We start from the raw sequence: 18,019 nt of genomic DNA on the forward strand, positions 1-18,019 counted from the left end.
ATTCCACCGATGAGTCATCCATGGAAACATGCTTCGTTTCAAAATTATTTACTAACGATGAAGCATCGTAATGACTGTACTAATGTTTAACTATTTTTGAGACATTTTCAAAAACGGTTGACATGATTTCTAAAGAATTCTAGAATCCATAGCCTATACAACTTTAAATTTTCATAAAAGTTTATTTCTAAAAGAAAAATAAATATATAAATACAGCGAACATTGCTAGCGTAAACAACAAACTCTTTTCAATATCTTCGCCTTCTCTTTTTCTTTGCATAAGTTGTGAAAAGCTAATATATCCATAAATTGCTAAAGCCCCAATTTTGGCATAAACCTGTAAAAAAGGCCATACCATTGATACTATAAAGAGTACAATTATGCCTACGATACCAATCATTCTTAATGTATTTTGATTTTTTTTCATATCATCACCAACCGCTATAAGGATATCATACCTGCTACATATTATCCAATCTTTTTTAAAAGATAAATATTTATATTGTGTACACAATCATCAATACTTATTATATATACTCCGACATATTTGTATGTTATACTTTGAATATAAAGTATTTCATCATGGAGGGAAAAAGATGAAAAAATTACTATGTTTTGTACTATTAGTTGGTTTGTGTATTGGTTTGACAGGTTGTGAAAATAAAAGCGATGAGGATATCGCAAAAGATGTAGACAAGAAGATTGAAAATGCGGGTTGGAAAGTTCAAGACAGACCTAAAGAAGGTACGGTGGCGCAAGATAGCGTACTTATTATAATCGACAAAGATAAGAACTTCGGTATCTCAAGAGATATAGAAAAAAACAAAATATTAAGTATTAGTTTTTTATATTCAACCTCTGAAATTTATATGGTATCTTATAAAATAGAAGACGAGAAAACAGTCGGCAGCCATTTTAGTTCAGATTCCGTGCTAAGTTGTGTTGGCTATGATATAGAAAACGATAAAGTAGATGAAAAAATGGCAACGGAAGGTGTATGTGACGCAAAACAAGTAACAGGACTAAAAGATACACTCAACTCTAGAGATGAATTACTAAAGAGTGCTGATATTGAAATTGAAAATCTTCAAATTTGGGCTACAGAACATTTTAAAAATATAAAGGAGTAAATTTTCAAATTTAATCATAGACATAAAAAGAACGCCATGAGGACGTTCTTTTTACTAGGTTATCGAAAGGAAATGTATTAAACAATGTCAATGTTCAAAAAACCCCTTATTTATCGTGTATATAAATATATAGAAAGAGAATTTGTGAGATAACTGTGAGATACGGCACATTTTTAACTGCTTTTAATCGAATTTTAAAGATTCTTCGCTATCTATTTCATTCATTCTTTTTTCTATTTTCAGCAAGATATCTTTGTTAAAAATCGCTTCTAGATTTGGTTGAACTTTTAACATTTTCATCATAATTAAAATTGCGAATGCGTGTGCATCTATTTCCATATCTTGATTGTTATATTTTTCAGTATCGTTTGAAGAATTGTTTATATATGAATCAAAATCATATTTTTTATAATCATACTGCCATATGTGACGCATTTCATGAGCAATGGCAAAGAATAAATCATAACTTACATTCCCTTTCCTTATATATATAGTTTTTTCGGGAAGCATAACACAAGCCATTTGAGTATCCGTTTCGAAATATGATTCATCATGATCCATTTTCGGTTCTGCAATTTTAAGTATTTCGCTCAACACTCTTACAAAATCATTTGTTTTCATATTCTCTCTCAATTTCATCTCGCACTAATTTTTTGAAAAGGGTTTGTAAATTCTTCCCCTTTAAAAATTCAATAATATCTTGATCGGTATTTTTATTTAACTTCAAGTACTTCCCTACCACATTTTCTTTATCATATTTTGCACTAGCCTTTTTTTGCGCTTCGCTTGTTGCCATTGTAACACCTCATTTCTATTTCATTATATATGGATATACTTATAATGTCAATTAAAAAAAACTTCACACAAATGTGTTGACAATATAAGTATATACTGATATAATATATATGTAATCAAGGTAGTGATATCTAGATTGACGAGAAGGGTGTGATAAAGTTGTCAAGTATTAAAAAAGAGATACTAAGTTATGAAGCATGGTGTGTCGCAAATGATTTCGCAGTCAACCGACACAGTAGCTTAACAAAGTATCTCAAATCATTTAGAGCCTAGGCTCGTAAGGGTGGCTAACCACCACCCTTATTATAAATTAAATTATGATAAGTGGCAACCCCACATAAGGAAAAAAGAAAAATGAAAAAAGTTACTTTTGAGCAAGTTAGAGATATCTTTAATAGACATAACGAAATAAATGGAACAAATAGAAAATCGAATGTAAATGTATTAAAAGCAGTAGTTGTATTTTCTTCTGATTCATTTGAAGATGAATATACAGAAACTGAACGTAGCTACGAAATACGAAGTGACGCAAAGATGTTTAATGCAGATATGATATCTAACTCTTTGTTTGGTAATTGCCTTGATGGAAAAGATATGGGTGTACGATTAGATCATTATATGTATGATGGGTGGAAAATAGAATATTGTTATGTGGTAACCCCACTAGGAGAATTGTTATGAAAGATTATATTGTTTGCGAACGTTACCATTTAGATACACAAGATAGCAAAATTTGTAGATGTGAAACATTAGAGGAAGCTAAACAAGTTGTTGATAACCACAGAAATAGCGATCATTATTTGCAATATTCATATACAATATACAAAACCAGTAAAGAAACTAACAAACTAGAACGTGTCGAATACTAAAAGCAATGGATCAGTCATTGCTTTTTTTATATTGATTATTTAAAAAATATCATATCTGTTAATTTCTTAATATAAACTATCGTATTTGTTAACTTTTAAGTTATTCTTCCTTATATATGATATAAGTTATTTGGAGGTGGTAATGTGTTCGATGAACTTAATGAAGAAGAAATCGCGATATGGGAACTTATGAATGCGCTCATTGAAAGACTGAAAGAAATCCGCGAAGAGAAGAATAAAAAGAATAGAGCATAAAAAATCCTACCCTTATTATAGAGTAGGTTTTTTAATTAAAACATTGAGTTTACTTTTTCTTGTACTGCGTTGGCATTGTATCCAGCACTGTTTAATTTGTTAATACGTTCTTGACCGTTTCCCCAGTTCCCGATCCCTCTGTAGATTTCCAAAGCAACTTGATCTACGGACTTCTTAGCCCCTGGGCTGTGCGGGTCGCTGTCGATTCCTTCATCGTTTGTCCAGCCTGTTCCATTGTTTAATAGATAAGGGTAAGTTGTTCCTTCTACAATCTTTGTGATTGTGCCTTCCCAATCTCCTTTATAAACCTTATCGCCTGTGCTGGAGGTTGCTAAGGTGTTTGTACACACTGGAAGACCAACTTTGTATTTGGCCTTAGATGGTTTTGCAAATAAATCCTTATAGCATTTAGGTCTTAACGCTCCTAACATACAACTATAAGAGAAAGTAACTTCGTTAAATGCGCCAGCAGAGCCACCTTGATTTTGTCCAAGGAATACGCCTGTTCCGTTTCCGTTATCAGCAACGAATATAGCGATATGGCTATAAGGTGTTTCGCTCGTTTCTGCAAACACAGCGATATCACCTTGTTGCATTGTAGAAACAACTTCGCATGATTCCAACATGCCGTTACTTGCACGATTGTTCCAAATGTCTTTTACGTAGTTACTTGAAGTGCAAAAAGCGTAGGCATATCCTAACCATTTCATGTAGTAAGCATATCCATCCCAACATTGTGCGCCATAGTATCCATCAATGTCAAATCGTTTTCCTAATACTTCATTTCTAAAATCTGTCGGTGTTTTCATTTTATCTCCTCCTATTTTGGTAAAGCAGTATCTTCTTTTTTACCTTCAATGAATCTTGTAAACGCTTGGTGCATACCCGTTGAAGCCAATCCTGTGAGCGCTCCATATACAATAGATTCAACAGAAATACCACTTACAAAAACATTCAACAATGTTCCTATACACGCTAAAATTGTAGGTATGTATTTGTTGGGTACAGAATCAAATGAAGTCTTCAAAATATAACCAACAATTAAACAAGCAATCAAAACTACAAAAACAAAATATTGTGTTAATTGACTAAAGTCCATGATATAATTCCTCCTTTATATCACAATCATATAGTAAAAAACATGATACTAGGTATCATGTTCATTTAATAGGTAAATCCCTTATTTCGTCGTTCATGTCCGTTATCATCCCGTTTCCACCAAGTGCATGGTATGATTTGAACATTTCTTCCCAGCGTTCTCGCTGTCTGCGGGTAATGTATCCCTGTGAAGTGGCTTCTGCGTGTAGTTTAACAAGATGTTCTCTAAGCACCGAACACATACCTATACGCATAGCTTCTTCTCTACCTTCATTTTTATTCTTCCTTTCACTACGTAGTCTTTTTGTGTCTTTATATAAGCCCACTACGATAGCGCCTAAAAGTGTTGTAGTTACGCTTAATATAATAGTCGTAATTGTTTCTATCTGCTCATTTCCTCCTATGAGATTCTTTCCCATACATACTTAGTTATGTATGGCTGTAAGTTTTCGGCATTACCAGTACCAGTATTTGAAATTGTTGCACTGTGTCCATGACTTCCTCCATTCCCAACAGATATAGAATGTGCATGGTCTCCGCCCCAACCTATAGAAGTAGATGCACCGTGTCCATGGCTATTGTTTAATTTCAAATAAGCGGCCATGGCCGAAGCATTTCCCGATGGATATGGTTCTCTGCTTGATGGGTCATATATGCCTAATGACCCCGAGTTTCCACCAACCCACGCTGGATGCGCCAATACACGGCACTGTCCTGTGATACTAGCGCTACTAATCGATGTACTGGCGCTATGATTGTGACCTCCAGCACTTCCACTAGATGCACTGTGTCCATGTTCTCCTCCACTCCCAACACTAACTCCATGGCTATGTGTCTGTAAATTCTTGTGCCCCCCTATTTTATCTACCGTCGCAAATTCAGTTTGTGATTCATCAACACCGACAATAACGCGTCCTTTTCTGCGAATCCATGTGGTTCCAGCGTATAATACATTTGGATCAAATGAAGCTAATCCATTTGTGATAACATGTCCAACTGGTAGAAACAAATCTATCAAACTGGATGCGGATGATTTTTCAACTACACTAATTTCAAAACTACTTTCTCCATATTTAACTATAACTTGCTCGCTACCGTTTAAATTCACTTTGTTCGCTAAAGTCAAATATGTAGAATTTCCTTCACTGCTTAGCAATCTAACTTTTATAGTCCCTATCCCTTTCCAATAATCAAAAGGAATTGTATAGCTAATTCTTCCGTCGATTAGCGAAACAACATTTGACGTATGCAAGATTGAAGCATAATCAGTAACCTCAATCTTGAAGTTTGTCTTTTGTGTTTCATTTGGAACGATTGACAGTTCTACAGTGTTATAGTCGGTCGATGCACTAGAAACGCCATTTATCTTCGTGCGGAAGTTAATATCAAGTATATTTCTCATACTTATACCTTCATTAAAACTAGTTTAAAACTAAAAGTAGCATTAGTTGACGACGCCGTTCCACTGTTATAGTTAATGTTTATTCCATCATCGAAATAAACCTGTCTCTCTCTTCCTCCTACAACATTACCCATCGATGAAGTTGTATATCCTTCCGCGTAACCGTAATTGCTTGCTTGAGCATTATTCCTAGACATAAAAGACACAATAACACAATTATCTTTGTTTAAACCGCTAGGGAAACCTACTTTTGTTGATCCACTTCCACTCGACAAAGTTACCGAACCAGTCACAATCACAAAATCACCTTTGAATTTATATCTTGCATCCGCTTCCCCTTCGGTATAATATCTGTCGTCGTGCGTATGTGATGTAGAAGACTTTCCACTCAATAGATTATTCACTTCTGCTTCTGTATAATACCGTTCGTCATGAGTATGTGAAGTTGGATTTCGTGGGTCACTTAATCTAGGATCGTTTCCTTCGCAAACGGTTCCAACAACATTGCCGAAATTTTTATTGAATGCGCTGTTTTTATCAAATACATTCTCTTTCTTTTCTAGTTCAACAGGCAACTTTGATTCAAGTTCATCAATCTGCATTTGCAAACTACCAGCAATATCTTCTCCTAACTTCCCTTTTATTGTTTCGAACCATTCATCAAAAGTTAGCTTTCTTCCATCACTCCATACAACGAATTGCGCTTCTTCATCCTCTTTGAACTCTTTTAAGTGAGTCTGTATCTGCAAATAAATAGTTTGAGAATCTGCCTCTTTAATCGTACCACATACAATACCACATAGACTTATCTCAGCCCTTGTGTCCGTGATATCAGATTGTTTAATTGCTGTAGCGTTTGCTGGTCGATAAATGCTCGCTATACACAAATCATAAACTGATGTGATTCTAGTAAGGGGCGGTGGAGTTGGTGAAGCTGAAGGCGTTCCTGTTAACACTTGAATAGAAATGTTTCTTGCCGAAACGTTATCATCAAGTCTCACGATGATTCTGTCGATTCTAGGTTGACTACTAGCGTTTTCTAGTGTGATATCAAGGTCTTCATCTTGTATCCCTATAGCGCCGTTTATATTGCAATCTCCTTTTTTCACAGTCACTACATTTCCAGCTTTAGCGACTACTTGTAATTCTGTGGACGGGTTCATAAATACTCCGTTTGTAAAGTATCTACTGAATATGCGTCTAAATGTAATACTGTTTACGGCTCTATCGCCGTTTTTACTATCAAATGGGAAACTAATTATTAGTAAATTCTCCTTTCAACCTTTTCTACTGGTTTTAATATCTTGTTACCTATTTCTAATGTGATCGTGTGCTTTGAATCTTTGATAACTTCATATATGCCGATTATTCTAGCCTCAATCAACAAGTGTAAATCTGTAATCATTATATCGCATTTATCTCCTAAATCATAATCTATTAGATATCTATAAGATGATGCCATAGGTTCAAATTCGACGTTAGAAACATTCTCATAAGAAAGCAAATTTTCAAGCCCTAACTGCACCAGTTTGGAATCGTATTGTTCCCTGGACTGTTCTGTCGGATTCCACCGTTCGTTTCTCTTGTCGATGTATATTTTCTTTTTATATCCGCCGTTTGACAAATCAACACAAACGTCGATTCTTTCTTCTGCTTGACCTTCTCCAGCAACCACGGCAAAGTTCTTGAAGTTAGAGTTATCTTTGTCAGCTTTTACACTCAAGATGTTGCCCCACGAAGTAGAGAATGTGACGAAGTTGTTCTCGCTTTGTGATTGCGTTCTGTCGATACCTTTGTATATTTCGACTATAAATTCATTCTTAGGGAAATCATAACGGACGCGGTATGACATTTCTTGTGTTTGAAGTACTTCATTTGCCTTTTTCCCTAATTCCATTCCAGTCTCTTGGAAATCAACCTTTCCTCCAGCATTCAATAGCTTTACTGCTGATATCGGTATATCTTCCTTGTACTGATCGATCATGTTTTTTACAACAGAAGAAATTTCTCCAATTCCATAGAAAGTAGGATGCACGATCTTGTCGTTAAGCCATCTTTCTACAAAGTAGCCACTAATAACTATGTTTTTCGTATTCTTAGAATCTGAATACGAAACCTTGTTAATCATTCCGAGTTCGGGACGGTCCTTCGTATAAATATATTTCATATCGTCCGTATAGTTATCTGCTTGAATTTGTATTGCAAATGATCCGTGTTCGTAATATTTCCTACTCCACTGAATATTTGAAGAAACTATTTGATCAACTATAACGAAATCTTTGTCCAATGCTAATAGTTCCATATTAAATACCTAAGTAACGTTTATTAAAATAAATCGTTACATCCAACATATTTGAACCATCATCTGCATCATACCCGATCATGTTAGTGCCTACGTTGAATTTCATTTCATTAAATGATGAAGTTCTATCGGTTTTACCTATAACATTTTCTCCGTTTTTAGTGATTGATACTGGTTGCTTTTCAAGATCAATGATGATTACATCGCCACTTTCCAAGACGTCTAATATACGTATATATTTATCGTCTTTAATTAAAGATGGGTTTGTAACGTTCCCCTTGGCTGTGATAACCGCCTTACAAAACGTTTCCACATCCCCATCGTTAATGAGTTCAACCTTATTCGCAAATTTATAGCTTGAGAACTCCCATCGTTCGTTAATTTCCTTGTTATATGGAAAGTCGAATTTAGGTTCTATCAATGCTATGTTCTGCGCATAATTATCTTCACTAAGCATAAATGGCATTGTGCATAGCATTGTTACTTCTAGTGTTAACTTACCATTCTCTTTTACAGTTGGTAGGGAAACTGCATACAGTTCCCCTTTACACCAACGTGTAACTCCTTGATAAGTTATATAAACGCTAAACTTGTGTTTCACATTAAAGAAACCACGTACGATTTGTCGCATATCTTTACTCAGCGATTTGTTTTGTAGAACCGCTTTAACGGTCCTATCTTTTTCGGGTATCCTTTTCGACGTTAAATATGATCCGTCAGTGACGGCATTATTTTCCGTAGTAAGTGCTATTCCTGTAAAGTCAAACCCAACTAAACCGTCGGAAGGAATCCTCCAAATTTTATCGTCAATCGTAAATTCTGCGTTATCGTCTCTAATGAATTTTGCTGTTGCTATCCTATCAACCCCATTCTTGCATCGATTCTTAATCTTCTTGATACATCATCGGGCGTTTCTACTGGTTGGTAGAAATTAACCGTTTGACTGTTTTCTGTTTTACTAGCTTGTGGCATATATTGTAGCATTTGACGTGCCACTGATTTTGTCCAATATTTATTTTTGTCTAGCGGAATAACTGCTTCTGCTCCATTTCCTTCTAAGTAGCCTGTCTTTCCTTTTGGCAGGATTCCTCCTCTTTCGAGATAAGCTACTCTTCCGAAAGAAACCTCGTTCAAATCAAACCCAAAGTGTCCCCCACCTAACCAATCGGGTAAATCGAATGATAATCCATTCACAGCACGAACGATATAGTTGATTCCACTTTCTACACCGCCAATCATACCGTTAACAAGCCCGATTATTAAGTTGATCGGTATTTTAGCGATGCCATATATCGTGTCGAAAATTCCTTTAAAGGCTCGGACAATCCCGCTCCATGCTTTTTCCCAATCTCCAGTAAATACACCAACAATAAAATCGATGATTCCACCGAAGAAGTCAAGAATACCACCAACGATTTCTCCAATATTTTTAAGTAATGCGCCTAACAAACTCATTACTATTGATACCATGTTTCCAAATGTATCAGCAACCCACGTAAGGGTATTTACGATTATAGGTCCGAATACAGTTATGAAGAAATCAACGATAGGTTTAATTGATTCCCAAAATTCAGCTAATTTCATAACAAGATTAGCTATAAATTCCTTGAACGCATCCCATAGTGGCTTTATGCCGTTTTCCCATATATTTAGTAATGCGCGTGTAATTGCATCAAATATAGGCTTTCCGACAACATTCCAAAATAACGTTAATGTGTCCATGATTGAGTTCCAAGCGTTCATTACTGTTTGCCTAAATACCTCATTTTCATTCCACAGTTGATAGATTGCTGTTGTTACCAGTGCGATAACAGCTATAATTGCCACAGCTGTAGCTATAATAGGTGCTAATGCTGTGAGTAAAGCCCCGAGCGGTGCAACAAGGCTAGTCGATATCGCAGTACCTAAGCTAACCACTTCTCCAGCTATCGTCATGAATTTAAGCAAAGCAAATGCACCACGCAAACTTATTACCACCGCTAATACTGTTGCTAATACTCCAGCAAGTACGGAAGCACCTTTTATAACACTTTCTACATCTAGGCTACTTACAAATTCAACTGCATACTTTACTACATCTTTTAAACTATCCTTGATACCACCATAAAACTCAATCAACTTTGATGATCCAATAGCTTTAAGTCTCTGTAATTGAACATCAAATGTATCATTCATCTTTTCCGCTGCTTCTTTGGTCGAACCCGAAGAGTTTCTCATAGCTTCTAGGTTGTTGCAGTATGTTACAGCATTATCGCCAGCCATTGCCAAAGCTGATTTACCAGCCTCAATGGAACCGAACATATCAAGTAATGATTTACCGTTATCTTTTGCATATGTTTCCATATCAGCGATGATATCAACAACATTCACGCCTTCATCCATGAGTTCTTGGAAAGTCTTCCTTCCATAGCCCATGCCTTCGTACATGTCCATCATCGCAGTATTCGCAACCGTTCCACTCTTACCTAGTTCGGCAAGCATTTGATTTAGTTGTGTAGTTGCTTGAGCAGTTGGAACACCTTGCGCCGTCATTGTCGCTAATGATGCAGATACTTCTTCAAAACTAACACCCAAACTAGATGCAGTAGGTACTACGTTTGCTATGCTTGAGGCTAATTCATCAACCGTCGTTTTACCTTTATTTTGTGTCATTAAAAGCATGTCAGCGACTTTCGTTGCATCTTTTGACTCCATCTTATAACCGTTTAACACGGTTGTTAATGCGTCGACTGATTTTTCTGTGCTTGTAAAACCACCGCGAGCAAGCAAGGTAGAAGTTTCCAAGAACTCCATTGCTATACCCATATCTTTAGTAACAGGAATCCCAGCGGATAACGAAGAGTACAATCCTTCGTTTAATTCATTCGCCGATATACCAGTTGCTTCGGATAACTTTAAAATCTTATCTGTTAAATTCTCTGTATCTACATTGACATCCCCAAACATTGTGGATGCCTTTGCAAAACTAGTCTCGAATTGTGATCCTAATGAAATGCTTAGTGTTCCTAGCCCAGCCATACCAGCACCTAGAACACCTAGCATTTTCATTGAAGTGTTTTGCACTCCTTTGAGTTTATCGTCAATTCCATTAAGACCAGTTTCCAGTCCTTTAGAATCTAGCTTGGTTTCAAATAATAAAGTTCCATCTGCTATTCATTTCCACCTCCAAAATAGGCGTTAAATTCGTCTATTTCTTTTGAATCAATTTGTTTCTCTGCTACTGGTAACGCATACGCATCTTTTGCCTTTAACATACATTTTTCGTACGTGTCATTTGATTTCTTGTACAATCTAGCCTGTTTGATGTATCCAAACATTGTTGAATCTCCACTTATATTCAATACCAATGCTTGAAATTTATGCCAGTGCATTTCTATTTCAGCAATATCGATGCCATATACAGCGTACAGTGCAGAAAATATATAGTCTCCATCTAGCAAATAATCAAATGCTTTCGGTCCTGTCGAACGTTCCGCCTTAGGAGTGATTGGAGGATTGTAATAGAAACATAGCAATGCGTTCAAAACGTCCACTGTGATAATTGGAGCTTCATTCTCGAACACATAGCTAACATCTGTATCTGCCTCTTGATTCCTTTGGTACTCCTCAAAATCAATTCCGAATCGAATCCACAAACGATAATCAGTTCTTAATTTAAAAGAGTCGCCATTGACCGTAATGGCTTGTGGCAACTCCTTTGTTAAATCAATCATAGCGAATTTCTAGCATCCATTACATGCTTAACTGAATTACCAGCATCAATTATGCTTTTCACTGCTTTGCTACCAGCTACTTCGTTTGCTTTTTCTAATTGTTGATGGTTTGTTTTTTCGCTGTATGCGTTATCAATTAAGTTTGTAACATAAGTCAATTCTACTAGGTTGACTTCGTTCATGACATCAGTACCAAATATATCGACAAACATTTCTCCTAGACAGCATTTTACATAGTTGAATTGCTTTTCGTAAGCATCAACTCTTGATGTTGTTCTTAACAACGCATCCTCTGCTTCTGCGATTTTAATTGTTTTGATAGGTAATTCATATTTTTTACCATTGTATGTGATACTTTCCATGTATTCCTCCTACGCGCCTTGCGCATTTTCTGTAAATGTTACTTTTCCAGTAGTTGTATCGATCTTAGCAACACCCTTTTTAACAGTTCCTCGTATGTTTGAATCAAATGAAATAGTTTTGTCTACTAAATTCATTTCATTGCACACGATTAGTAATGAGAACTGCCAAGCCATATAACCATCTCCTACTTTCTTAGGATAAACGATCATGCCTTCCGTTACAGCGTCACTTCCTGTTTTCAAGTTATAGAAATATTCCCAAATCATGTCAAAGTCGGGTTCCCCTTCATACATAGTCAATGGAAGCCCACTAATTGATGGAGAATATGAACTTAACTCTGTGGTTTTGCTTTCGTCTGCTATGTAATCAAAGTCCTCTGTTTCGGGATTTAAGGATATTGTTAATTCGGTAGCCTTTTGGATACGGATGTAATCTTCAAGCTGTTTTATGAAGAACATTGTTTGATGCTTCTTCCATAGTTTTACTAATTTTGGTGTTTCTGCTAATACATTTGCTGTAGCTATTTTTATCGCTCCTTTCGATATTGGATTTGAATTGTGAGCATATAAATACTTTCGTGTTCGTTATTCTCAAATAGATAGTAACTGCCCGAAACCGTTACTTCCTCACATACTCTTTTTTTATCTAATGTTGGATAGTTTTCATTGTAGTTACAATCATCAATCCAACTTTCTAATTCTTCAAAAAACTTATCATTCGTAATGCGCTCGTCATTTAACTGTGAACTTTTTTTAGCATAGAATGAATAGTATTCAGTTCTACGTTGTGAACCGTCTGCGAACATGTTTACGATATTCGTAGGAGACTTGGACAACACATTCTCTCCAATACTTCCACCTAATAATTCGGTTTCAATAACTTCCGCTACATCTAGCCCGCTAAAACCTCGTAGCCATTCAATAATACTTTCACTTATTGTCATACTTTTTTCGCTCCTGTCATTCGTATAACACCTTCAAAGATGCTTTTACGTCCACCTTCGTTCATAGTACGTTCGAACCACATGTTTCCACGTTTTGGTGCGCCTGTAAATTTAGCTGGATTGTAGTACCATTTCTTACCGTATGGCGCTTTCGCTCCGCCTTGCTTTACAAGTCCACTTCCTATGTCGGTCATTGTAGTTGCACTATCAATTAACGGACCGCCCATTTTAGGGGTGTAAGGAGACATTAAGCGAAGTGCCTCACTATCGATGTATTGCTGAACTTTTCCGCGTTCTTCGAGGTTACGCTCTTTTAATATAGCTTGCATTGCTTTCATCTTCAATGTAACCGTTACTTTGTCTATTTAGCAGTTACCTTCCAATTTTTCAAACAATCAACAAGCGTGTTGTCACTCACTGATGCAAGCGTAAACACATCATAATCTTTGCGCAAGCTAGTAATCGTATAGTCGGAATCAATCGTTTCTACGACCTCTCCCAGCACCACAATATCTTTGTTACTATCAGAGTTTAATGTCCAATATTTGAGCATTTCCTCCGTTGGTAACTTTTCATACTGTCTAGGTGCTATGTAACTATCGCAACAAGGGATGGTTAAGGATATTGCGTCATCTACTTGTATCTTTCCGTTGGCTACTGTTTTAACTGTCTTTTTACGCCACATACAACCTTTGAGTATGGTTTTATTCCATGCCTCTTTTCGTGTCTGTGGATCAATGTAACAGTTAAACAATGTCACTGTGTCGTTAAACATACTAGAATCCGATATAGGATACAATTAGGTAACCTATCCATTCGTTGATAATGGAATTTATAGAATCGTTAAACGTTGCAGTGTTTTCGTAACTTTCGGAATATCCGTCATTTGATGCGCTTGTAACCCCTGTATGGCTTTCGGCCACTTGAAGATAGTTCAATACATTACAGATGCAATCCTTAACATCGGTTGTTTCATCTTCGGTTAAATCCTTTTTGATAAGTTTCTTTGTGACTATTCTTTGAGCCTTGTAGATCAATTTGTTAAACTGATCTTCTGCTAATTTTGGAAAGTGGGAGTTGTAATACTCCCACGTTACCTCAATCACAATTACTGTCCAGCGCCTTCGTTTAAATTACCTTGTGAATCTTCAAGTAATTTAAGTAAGTCGGCTTTTTTCGCTTTCTTATCGTATTCAATACCGTTTTTATCCAGTATTTCTTTCAACTCATTAACGCTAGGCTCATTGGATTTTTTGTTGTCTTGCTCGGCTTCAAACACAAGCCCTACAATTCTGCTCATAAGTTCCTCCTATGCCTTGTGGCTTAGGTAAACACCAGCCACTTTGTTTTCGTAGATATCAACAATTCCATACTTACGATATTTTGAAATATCGCTGTCTGCATCAGCATTCATTGAAGCTGGGATAATATCGCTTGCAACATGCTTGTCGAATTTAATGATTGCTGGTTTGTGAACAATCATAAAGTTGATATCTTTAGCGTCTGTTGCTTTTTTGTAATGTCCTACTTCTTCTCCAGCAGTCTTCCCATCCAATAATTCGATAGCTGTGTAGAAACGACTCTGTGGAACTTTTCTAGTTACGTTGAATGACGCAAGGATTTCACGTGATTTAGTTGTATCTAATGCCATAACTCCATTTAATAAAGTTGGAGTAGCATATAAAATACGTCCTTCTTCTGGTACTTCATCCTCGTCCATCTTGTTTTTAGCTTCAATCAAAGCAGATAGGAACGCAACTGCATCGCTATAAGTTGCTGGAGTAGCGATCGAAATGCCAGTTTTACTTGCTAGCTTAGCGAATGTAAACGCGTCAGCTTCGGGTGCAACCTTTGTACGCATAAGTTCTGCCCCAGCCATTCCAAATGCTAAATTGCGTGATTCTTCGTTGTCCATCGTGTCAACGCTGATTTTTGTTCCACGGTCATAGTTGAACTTAGCTGTTTTCCATTCTAAGTTAACCGCTCCGTCAGTGTATCCGCTGTTACGCCCATAATCTCCTAAGCCTGTAACACTGATTTGTGGATAAATGATCTCATTTGCATTTGCGCCAGCGCGCACCATGCTTGAATCACTTGTTAAGTCTGCCGTTACTGATGCACCTTTGTATACTTCATCTAATAAACTTGTGTAATTTTTTGCTAATGCGATTGTATTTGGTATTAGTCTTTTCCTCCTTCGACAGGTAACCCCATCGCCTTTCTCATGGAAATATCTCCTTCTGTAAGTTTTCCATCTGTTCTACCGATAATATTTAACTTATCAATAGGATCTGTTTCTTCTTCTTTGAATAGAATCGGCTTGCTTTCTTTAAGTGTGCTGAATGCTTTTTCGATATCTGCCGACAAGTCCTTACTTGCTAACAAATCATCGACATTCAACAAACCATGCGCTAATTCATAATCGACGCAACCTAATTCAACAGCTTTCTCTTTCAAAGTGTTTTCAAGGTTTGATTTCGCCTTTTCTGTTTCATACTCTTTTTCTTTGTTCGACAAGGTGTCTGTGAGTTCAGTGATTTTTGTTCTCATACCTTCGACATCTACCCCGTCAAAACCTTTTTTGAACTCATCAAACGCTTTTTGCGTGTCACTATTCTTCTGTTCCGCTAGATTTAGCTTTTCCGTTTGATTTTCATAATCTTTCACGGTCTTGTAATTTTCAAGAGTAGATTTTTCGATTGCTTTTGATTGTTCGTCGTTAAGTTCAATTCCATTTTCTTGCAAGATTTCTAAAATGTTTTTCATTTTTCCTCCTAAAGTATCTTCTTAAACGCACCTTCTGCGTTATGGGTTACTTACATATTAAATAAAAAAAGACGATACCGAGTATCATCTTTATAATCTGTCATTTCTTTTGTAAGTTCCGAACGCTTTACAGAAAGAAGAATATTGAGCATTTTTTATTTTAAGTTTGTACGATGCTTCTTTATCGTCAAAACCATTTTCATTGAGCAATGTTTTTTCTCGTTTTAAAGCCCTTATTTCGCGTTCTATTTTTCTTTGCTGTTGTGCAGCGGAATATCCGTCGTATTCTTTCCCGTTCCATACAAACGGCTTTGCGTTTATGCTCTCGAGATCCTTTTTACTAAACATGTACGGATCATCTTTACTAAACACAGGGAATCGAATGTGTTTACAACCAAATTCTTCGTGTTCTCCATGTGTTAGTTCATTTAACGTTGGATAGTGTCTTCCTGTAGTGTCGTATCGCTTGCCTTGCCATTGTTGATGGCTGGGACGTGCGTTCGCGTGTGCATCGAACTCCCATATTGTAATACCATTCTTTTTAGCAAATTCTTCTCTCAATTCGTGTGTTGATTCTTTGGATGCATATTGTATTTGTTGCCTTACGAATACATCTATATTTCTTGTTGTTCCATTCTCATAGTTAATGATTTTAAGACCAGTACTAGATAATTCGTTTATAGCCTTTTTAACTGCATCGTTTACGGATGTCGTGCCATCTACTACACTCTTAACATTTTGCTCAATGAATGTATTAAAATACTGCAATACACGTTGATTCTTTCCAACCACATAATTGGTACCACCGCTTCGCATATATTTCCTAAAGTATTCGTCGCAATCGGCAACATATCTGCTATTCCCCTTGTATTCGATTAGTTTAGGCGCCTTTTCCTTTAATGAATCATATTCCCTGTCATTAGCGATCGTGATAGCTGTGTTTGATGCTTCCTCTAATGATTTCAGTGCGTTTTTTGTTTCCTTTGAAATAGACTTGCGTATTTCACTTAAAGCAAGTGCTTTAGTTTCATCTTCGCTTAATGTCTTTGATATATGATATGTCAAAAGAAGAAGTATGCTAAGTTCAAATTCCTTCGCTTGTTCCACGGCTTCTAGTGAATCTTTTTCGATGTTATTCTTCTGTTTCATCTCCATCATCTCCACTATTCATTTCGGATAAAAGTTCGACCGCTTCATCTTCCGCAATATTATACCTTTTCATCAAATACCATTTTGTAAGTGTAGGTATCCCGAATGAAAGAGCGTCATTCCTCATAGATTCAGCAGTAGCTTTTTTATCTTCCACATAAGAATCATCAAAATCGATCATGATTTCTTCTTCTATGTTTAAACTCGCTTTATTTAATGCGTTATACATCCATTTGATAGCTTTTACCAAATCAATGATATAATTCTTACTTTCGGATCGTTGCTTATTGATTTCTTGCATGGAATCCTGTCGATCCCCAGCATACTCTGTAGCGGATACTATTCTTCCATCCTCAAACGAATATCGTTTAGTTCCATACCCGAATGAAATTGACAACATACTTAATGCAAGTTCAAAACTCTTTGTAACATCATCGATACGTACTGTTGGGTTGTATTCTTGCCATAGTGCATTTTCTTCGGGCAGTTTAGAATTTTCGCCAAGTTGAACAAATATTTTTTTCATTTCCGCTGTAGGAGGAAGCGGATTTCCGTTTTTATCTTTCCTACATAGGATATCGTTCATCAAGACTATTTTGTCGGATTTTTCAAGATCACGTTTCCACATAGTATAGGATAAATCTAATATCTTCAAATTAGGAATTGCATTCCATAGTTTTGGAAAACCATATCCAATCATATCGAGGTTATTAACTTCTGCTGTCCTCATGATTGAGAAAGGTTTTACATCTCCAAGCGTAATTGTGCTTTCTCTTTCTTTTTGTTCAACTCCCAAAGAATTAAAGACCACATTTTTACATATGTATTTACCATTTTCAAGCGTAAACATTACCAATGTTATATACTCGTCTTTTTTATCTCTTGAAACACCAGTAAAAGCACATTCGATGATTTGGTTATTTTCAACATTAAGTGGAATTATATTCAGCGAATTGCAATAGTTAATCTTGATATCTCCACCTTTAAGTGTTCCATCTTTCATAAGACCAACATTATCAACTCGGATATAAGCACCAACTGTTCCATTGGCACTCATTTCTTCTGTTTGTTTCCTGTACATTGCTTCAAATTCATTGTTGGTTAGAATTTTGTTTATAAGGTCGTTCTCATTCGTGTTTTTGGATACATTCACTTCCACTACTTCAATTAAGTTTGCATCATCCGCGCATAATCTTTTTGCGAAATTCATTCTTTCAAGGTCGTAAGATTCTCC

At 36.3% G+C, this 18,019-nt stretch carries 26 protein-coding genes; 3 read left to right on the plus strand and 23 right to left on the minus strand.

The genetic code is table 11. The annotated features are described in order from the left end of the window. Positions 1 to 187 precede the first annotated feature (187 nt). Positions 188 to 427 carry a hypothetical protein gene (locus ACWG0P_RS07020; RefSeq protein WP_455801104.1) on the minus strand — a complete coding sequence of 80 codons (240 nt, stop codon included), beginning with the start codon at positions 425 to 427 and terminating at the stop codon, positions 188 to 190. Between the two features lie 169 nt (positions 428 to 596). On the opposite strand from ACWG0P_RS07020, the gene ACWG0P_RS07025 reads away from it, so the two are divergent. Next, positions 597 to 1,130, plus strand: a complete 534-nt coding sequence (locus ACWG0P_RS07025) for a hypothetical protein (RefSeq protein ID WP_455801105.1) — start codon at positions 597 to 599, stop codon at positions 1,128 to 1,130. Positions 1,131 to 1,313: 183 nt separating this feature from the next. On the opposite strand, the gene ACWG0P_RS07030 is transcribed toward ACWG0P_RS07025, so the two are convergent. After that, positions 1,314 to 1,751 (minus strand): hypothetical protein, encoded by a 438-nt coding sequence (locus ACWG0P_RS07030; protein ID WP_455801106.1) that lies wholly within the window; start codon positions 1,749 to 1,751, stop codon positions 1,314 to 1,316. After that, complete coding sequence (locus tag ACWG0P_RS07035; RefSeq protein WP_455801107.1) at positions 1,738 to 1,926, minus strand: hypothetical protein; 189 nt, start codon at positions 1,924 to 1,926, stop codon at positions 1,738 to 1,740. The genes ACWG0P_RS07030 and ACWG0P_RS07035 overlap by 14 nt, the downstream gene beginning before the upstream one ends. 353 nt (positions 1,927 to 2,279) lie before the next feature. Between ACWG0P_RS07035 and ACWG0P_RS07040 the strand changes: the two genes are divergently transcribed. Then, positions 2,280 to 2,606 (plus strand): hypothetical protein, encoded by a 327-nt coding sequence (locus tag ACWG0P_RS07040; protein ID WP_455801108.1) that lies wholly within the window; start codon positions 2,280 to 2,282, stop codon positions 2,604 to 2,606. Beyond that, positions 2,603 to 2,794, plus strand: a complete 192-nt coding sequence (locus ACWG0P_RS07045; protein WP_455801109.1) for a hypothetical protein — start codon at positions 2,603 to 2,605, stop codon at positions 2,792 to 2,794. The genes ACWG0P_RS07040 and ACWG0P_RS07045 overlap by 4 nt, the downstream gene beginning before the upstream one ends. A 290-nt stretch (positions 2,795 to 3,084) precedes the next feature. Here the strand turns inward: ACWG0P_RS07045 and ACWG0P_RS07050 are convergent, their stop codons facing one another. The 20 genes from ACWG0P_RS07050 to ACWG0P_RS07145 form a co-directional block, all read right to left on the minus strand. Beyond that, positions 3,085 to 3,858 (minus strand): CHAP domain-containing protein, encoded by a 774-nt coding sequence (locus tag ACWG0P_RS07050; RefSeq protein ID WP_455801110.1) that lies wholly within the window; start codon positions 3,856 to 3,858, stop codon positions 3,085 to 3,087. 11 nt (positions 3,859 to 3,869) lie between these two features. Then, complete coding sequence (locus ACWG0P_RS07055; protein ID WP_455801111.1) at positions 3,870 to 4,148, minus strand: phage holin family protein; 279 nt, start codon at positions 4,146 to 4,148, stop codon at positions 3,870 to 3,872. Between the two features lie 61 nt (positions 4,149 to 4,209). Continuing rightward, on the minus strand, positions 4,210 to 4,566 hold the full coding sequence (locus ACWG0P_RS07060) for a hypothetical protein (RefSeq protein ID WP_455801112.1): 357 nt from the start codon (positions 4,564 to 4,566) through the stop codon (positions 4,210 to 4,212). Continuing rightward, positions 4,548 to 5,549 carry a phage baseplate protein gene (locus ACWG0P_RS07065; RefSeq protein WP_455801113.1) on the minus strand — a complete coding sequence of 334 codons (1,002 nt, stop codon included), beginning with the start codon at positions 5,547 to 5,549 and terminating at the stop codon, positions 4,548 to 4,550. The genes ACWG0P_RS07060 and ACWG0P_RS07065 overlap by 19 nt, the downstream gene beginning before the upstream one ends. Before the next feature lie 2 nt (positions 5,550 to 5,551). Continuing rightward, positions 5,552 to 6,712 (minus strand): hypothetical protein, encoded by a 1,161-nt coding sequence (locus tag ACWG0P_RS07070; protein ID WP_455801114.1) that lies wholly within the window; start codon positions 6,710 to 6,712, stop codon positions 5,552 to 5,554. Positions 6,713 to 6,810: 98 nt separating this feature from the next. Beyond that, positions 6,811 to 7,851, minus strand: coding sequence for a Gp37-like protein (locus ACWG0P_RS07075; protein ID WP_455801115.1), 1,041 nt, complete (start codon positions 7,849 to 7,851; stop codon positions 6,811 to 6,813). A 1-nt stretch (position 7,852) separates the two neighbouring features. Then, positions 7,853 to 8,482: a phage distal tail protein gene (locus tag ACWG0P_RS07080; RefSeq protein ID WP_455801116.1), complete on the minus strand. Its 630-nt coding sequence runs from the start codon at positions 8,480 to 8,482 to the stop codon at positions 7,853 to 7,855. A 221-nt stretch (positions 8,483 to 8,703) separates the two neighbouring features. Further along, entirely contained in the window at positions 8,704 to 10,899 is a 2,196-nt protein-coding gene (locus ACWG0P_RS07085) for a phage tail tape measure protein (RefSeq protein WP_455801117.1), read from the minus strand. A gap of 101 nt (positions 10,900 to 11,000) precedes the next feature. Beyond that, the gene (locus ACWG0P_RS07090; RefSeq protein WP_455801118.1) at positions 11,001 to 11,564 is read right to left on the minus strand and encodes a Gp15 family bacteriophage protein; all 564 of its coding nucleotides are present in this window, start codon (positions 11,562 to 11,564) and stop codon (positions 11,001 to 11,003) included. Beyond that, the gene (locus ACWG0P_RS07095) at positions 11,561 to 11,926 is read right to left on the minus strand and encodes a hypothetical protein (RefSeq protein WP_455801119.1); all 366 of its coding nucleotides are present in this window, start codon (positions 11,924 to 11,926) and stop codon (positions 11,561 to 11,563) included. Before ACWG0P_RS07095 ends, ACWG0P_RS07090 begins: the two co-directional genes overlap by 4 nt. Positions 11,927 to 11,935: 9 nt before the next feature. Further along, positions 11,936 to 12,385 (minus strand): hypothetical protein, encoded by a 450-nt coding sequence (locus ACWG0P_RS07100; protein ID WP_455801120.1) that lies wholly within the window; start codon positions 12,383 to 12,385, stop codon positions 11,936 to 11,938. 68 nt (positions 12,386 to 12,453) lie between these two features. Beyond that, positions 12,454 to 12,870, minus strand: coding sequence for a hypothetical protein (locus ACWG0P_RS07105; RefSeq protein ID WP_455801121.1), 417 nt, complete (start codon positions 12,868 to 12,870; stop codon positions 12,454 to 12,456). Then, positions 12,867 to 13,199, minus strand: coding sequence for a hypothetical protein (locus ACWG0P_RS07110; protein WP_455801122.1), 333 nt, complete (start codon positions 13,197 to 13,199; stop codon positions 12,867 to 12,869). The genes ACWG0P_RS07105 and ACWG0P_RS07110 overlap by 4 nt, the downstream gene beginning before the upstream one ends. 32 nt (positions 13,200 to 13,231) lie before the next feature. Next, entirely contained in the window at positions 13,232 to 13,555 is a 324-nt protein-coding gene (locus ACWG0P_RS07115) for a hypothetical protein (RefSeq protein WP_455801123.1), read from the minus strand. A gap of 91 nt (positions 13,556 to 13,646) precedes the next feature. Beyond that, positions 13,647 to 13,976 carry a hypothetical protein gene (locus tag ACWG0P_RS07120; RefSeq protein WP_455801124.1) on the minus strand — a complete coding sequence of 110 codons (330 nt, stop codon included), beginning with the start codon at positions 13,974 to 13,976 and terminating at the stop codon, positions 13,647 to 13,649. Positions 13,977 to 13,978: 2 nt separating this feature from the next. Beyond that, positions 13,979 to 14,170 carry a HeH/LEM domain-containing protein gene (locus ACWG0P_RS07125; RefSeq protein ID WP_455801125.1) on the minus strand — a complete coding sequence of 64 codons (192 nt, stop codon included), beginning with the start codon at positions 14,168 to 14,170 and terminating at the stop codon, positions 13,979 to 13,981. A 9-nt stretch (positions 14,171 to 14,179) separates the two neighbouring features. After that, the gene (locus ACWG0P_RS07130; protein WP_455801126.1) at positions 14,180 to 14,953 is read right to left on the minus strand and encodes a hypothetical protein; all 774 of its coding nucleotides are present in this window, start codon (positions 14,951 to 14,953) and stop codon (positions 14,180 to 14,182) included. A gap of 98 nt (positions 14,954 to 15,051) precedes the next feature. After that, entirely contained in the window at positions 15,052 to 15,636 is a 585-nt protein-coding gene (locus ACWG0P_RS07135) for a phage scaffolding protein (protein WP_455801127.1), read from the minus strand. A 90-nt stretch (positions 15,637 to 15,726) separates the two neighbouring features. Beyond that, positions 15,727 to 16,785, minus strand: a complete 1,059-nt coding sequence (locus tag ACWG0P_RS07140; RefSeq protein WP_455801128.1) for a phage minor capsid protein — start codon at positions 16,783 to 16,785, stop codon at positions 15,727 to 15,729. Further along, positions 16,769 to 17,995 carry a hypothetical protein gene (locus ACWG0P_RS07145; RefSeq protein ID WP_455801129.1) on the minus strand — a complete coding sequence of 409 codons (1,227 nt, stop codon included), beginning with the start codon at positions 17,993 to 17,995 and terminating at the stop codon, positions 16,769 to 16,771. The genes ACWG0P_RS07140 and ACWG0P_RS07145 overlap by 17 nt, the downstream gene beginning before the upstream one ends. Positions 17,996 to 18,019: the final 24 nt, after the last annotated feature.

This window comes from Amedibacillus sp. YH-ame6, assembly GCF_053848845.1.

What these genes read in the sequence shown, in the direction of transcription:
- ACWG0P_RS07020 (WP_455801104.1), bottom strand. Translation starts at nt 427, where the DNA reads ATGAAAAAAAATCAAAATACATTAAGAATGATTGGTATCGTAGGCATA.
- ACWG0P_RS07025 (WP_455801105.1), top strand. Translation starts at nt 597, where the DNA reads ATGAAAAAATTACTATGTTTTGTACTATTAGTTGGTTTGTGTATTGGT.
- ACWG0P_RS07030 (WP_455801106.1), bottom strand. Translation starts at nt 1,751, where the DNA reads ATGAAAACAAATGATTTTGTAAGAGTGTTGAGCGAAATACTTAAAATT.
- ACWG0P_RS07035 (WP_455801107.1), bottom strand. Translation starts at nt 1,926, where the DNA reads ATGGCAACAAGCGAAGCGCAAAAAAAGGCTAGTGCAAAATATGATAAA.
- ACWG0P_RS07040 (WP_455801108.1), top strand. Translation starts at nt 2,280, where the DNA reads ATGAAAAAAGTTACTTTTGAGCAAGTTAGAGATATCTTTAATAGACAT.
- ACWG0P_RS07045 (WP_455801109.1), top strand. Translation starts at nt 2,603, where the DNA reads ATGAAAGATTATATTGTTTGCGAACGTTACCATTTAGATACACAAGAT.
- ACWG0P_RS07050 (WP_455801110.1), bottom strand. Translation starts at nt 3,858, where the DNA reads ATGAAAACACCGACAGATTTTAGAAATGAAGTATTAGGAAAACGATTT.
- ACWG0P_RS07055 (WP_455801111.1), bottom strand. Translation starts at nt 4,148, where the DNA reads ATGGACTTTAGTCAATTAACACAATATTTTGTTTTTGTAGTTTTGATT.
- ACWG0P_RS07060 (WP_455801112.1), bottom strand. Translation starts at nt 4,566, where the DNA reads ATGGGAAAGAATCTCATAGGAGGAAATGAGCAGATAGAAACAATTACG.
- ACWG0P_RS07065 (WP_455801113.1), bottom strand. Translation starts at nt 5,549, where the DNA reads ATGAGAAATATACTTGATATTAACTTCCGCACGAAGATAAATGGCGTT.
- ACWG0P_RS07070 (WP_455801114.1), bottom strand. Translation starts at nt 6,712, where the DNA reads ATGAACCCGTCCACAGAATTACAAGTAGTCGCTAAAGCTGGAAATGTA.
- ACWG0P_RS07075 (WP_455801115.1), bottom strand. Translation starts at nt 7,851, where the DNA reads ATGGAACTATTAGCATTGGACAAAGATTTCGTTATAGTTGATCAAATA.
- ACWG0P_RS07080 (WP_455801116.1), bottom strand. Translation starts at nt 8,482, where the DNA reads ATGCGACAAATCGTACGTGGTTTCTTTAATGTGAAACACAAGTTTAGC.
- ACWG0P_RS07085 (WP_455801117.1), bottom strand. Translation starts at nt 10,899, where the DNA reads ATGAAAATGCTAGGTGTTCTAGGTGCTGGTATGGCTGGGCTAGGAACA.
- ACWG0P_RS07090 (WP_455801118.1), bottom strand. Translation starts at nt 11,564, where the DNA reads ATGATTGATTTAACAAAGGAGTTGCCACAAGCCATTACGGTCAATGGC.
- ACWG0P_RS07095 (WP_455801119.1), bottom strand. Translation starts at nt 11,926, where the DNA reads ATGGAAAGTATCACATACAATGGTAAAAAATATGAATTACCTATCAAA.
- ACWG0P_RS07100 (WP_455801120.1), bottom strand. Translation starts at nt 12,385, where the DNA reads ATGTTCTTCATAAAACAGCTTGAAGATTACATCCGTATCCAAAAGGCT.
- ACWG0P_RS07105 (WP_455801121.1), bottom strand. Translation starts at nt 12,870, where the DNA reads ATGACAATAAGTGAAAGTATTATTGAATGGCTACGAGGTTTTAGCGGG.
- ACWG0P_RS07110 (WP_455801122.1), bottom strand. Translation starts at nt 13,199, where the DNA reads ATGCAAGCTATATTAAAAGAGCGTAACCTCGAAGAACGCGGAAAAGTT.
- ACWG0P_RS07115 (WP_455801123.1), bottom strand. Translation starts at nt 13,555, where the DNA reads ATGTGGCGTAAAAAGACAGTTAAAACAGTAGCCAACGGAAAGATACAA.
- ACWG0P_RS07125 (WP_455801125.1), bottom strand. Translation starts at nt 14,170, where the DNA reads ATGAGCAGAATTGTAGGGCTTGTGTTTGAAGCCGAGCAAGACAACAAA.
- ACWG0P_RS07130 (WP_455801126.1), bottom strand. Translation starts at nt 14,953, where the DNA reads ATGGTGCGCGCTGGCGCAAATGCAAATGAGATCATTTATCCACAAATC.
- ACWG0P_RS07135 (WP_455801127.1), bottom strand. Translation starts at nt 15,636, where the DNA reads ATGAAAAACATTTTAGAAATCTTGCAAGAAAATGGAATTGAACTTAAC.
- ACWG0P_RS07140 (WP_455801128.1), bottom strand. Translation starts at nt 16,785, where the DNA reads ATGAAACAGAAGAATAACATCGAAAAAGATTCACTAGAAGCCGTGGAA.
- ACWG0P_RS07145 (WP_455801129.1), bottom strand. Translation starts at nt 17,995, where the DNA reads ATGAATTTCGCAAAAAGATTATGCGCGGATGATGCAAACTTAATTGAA.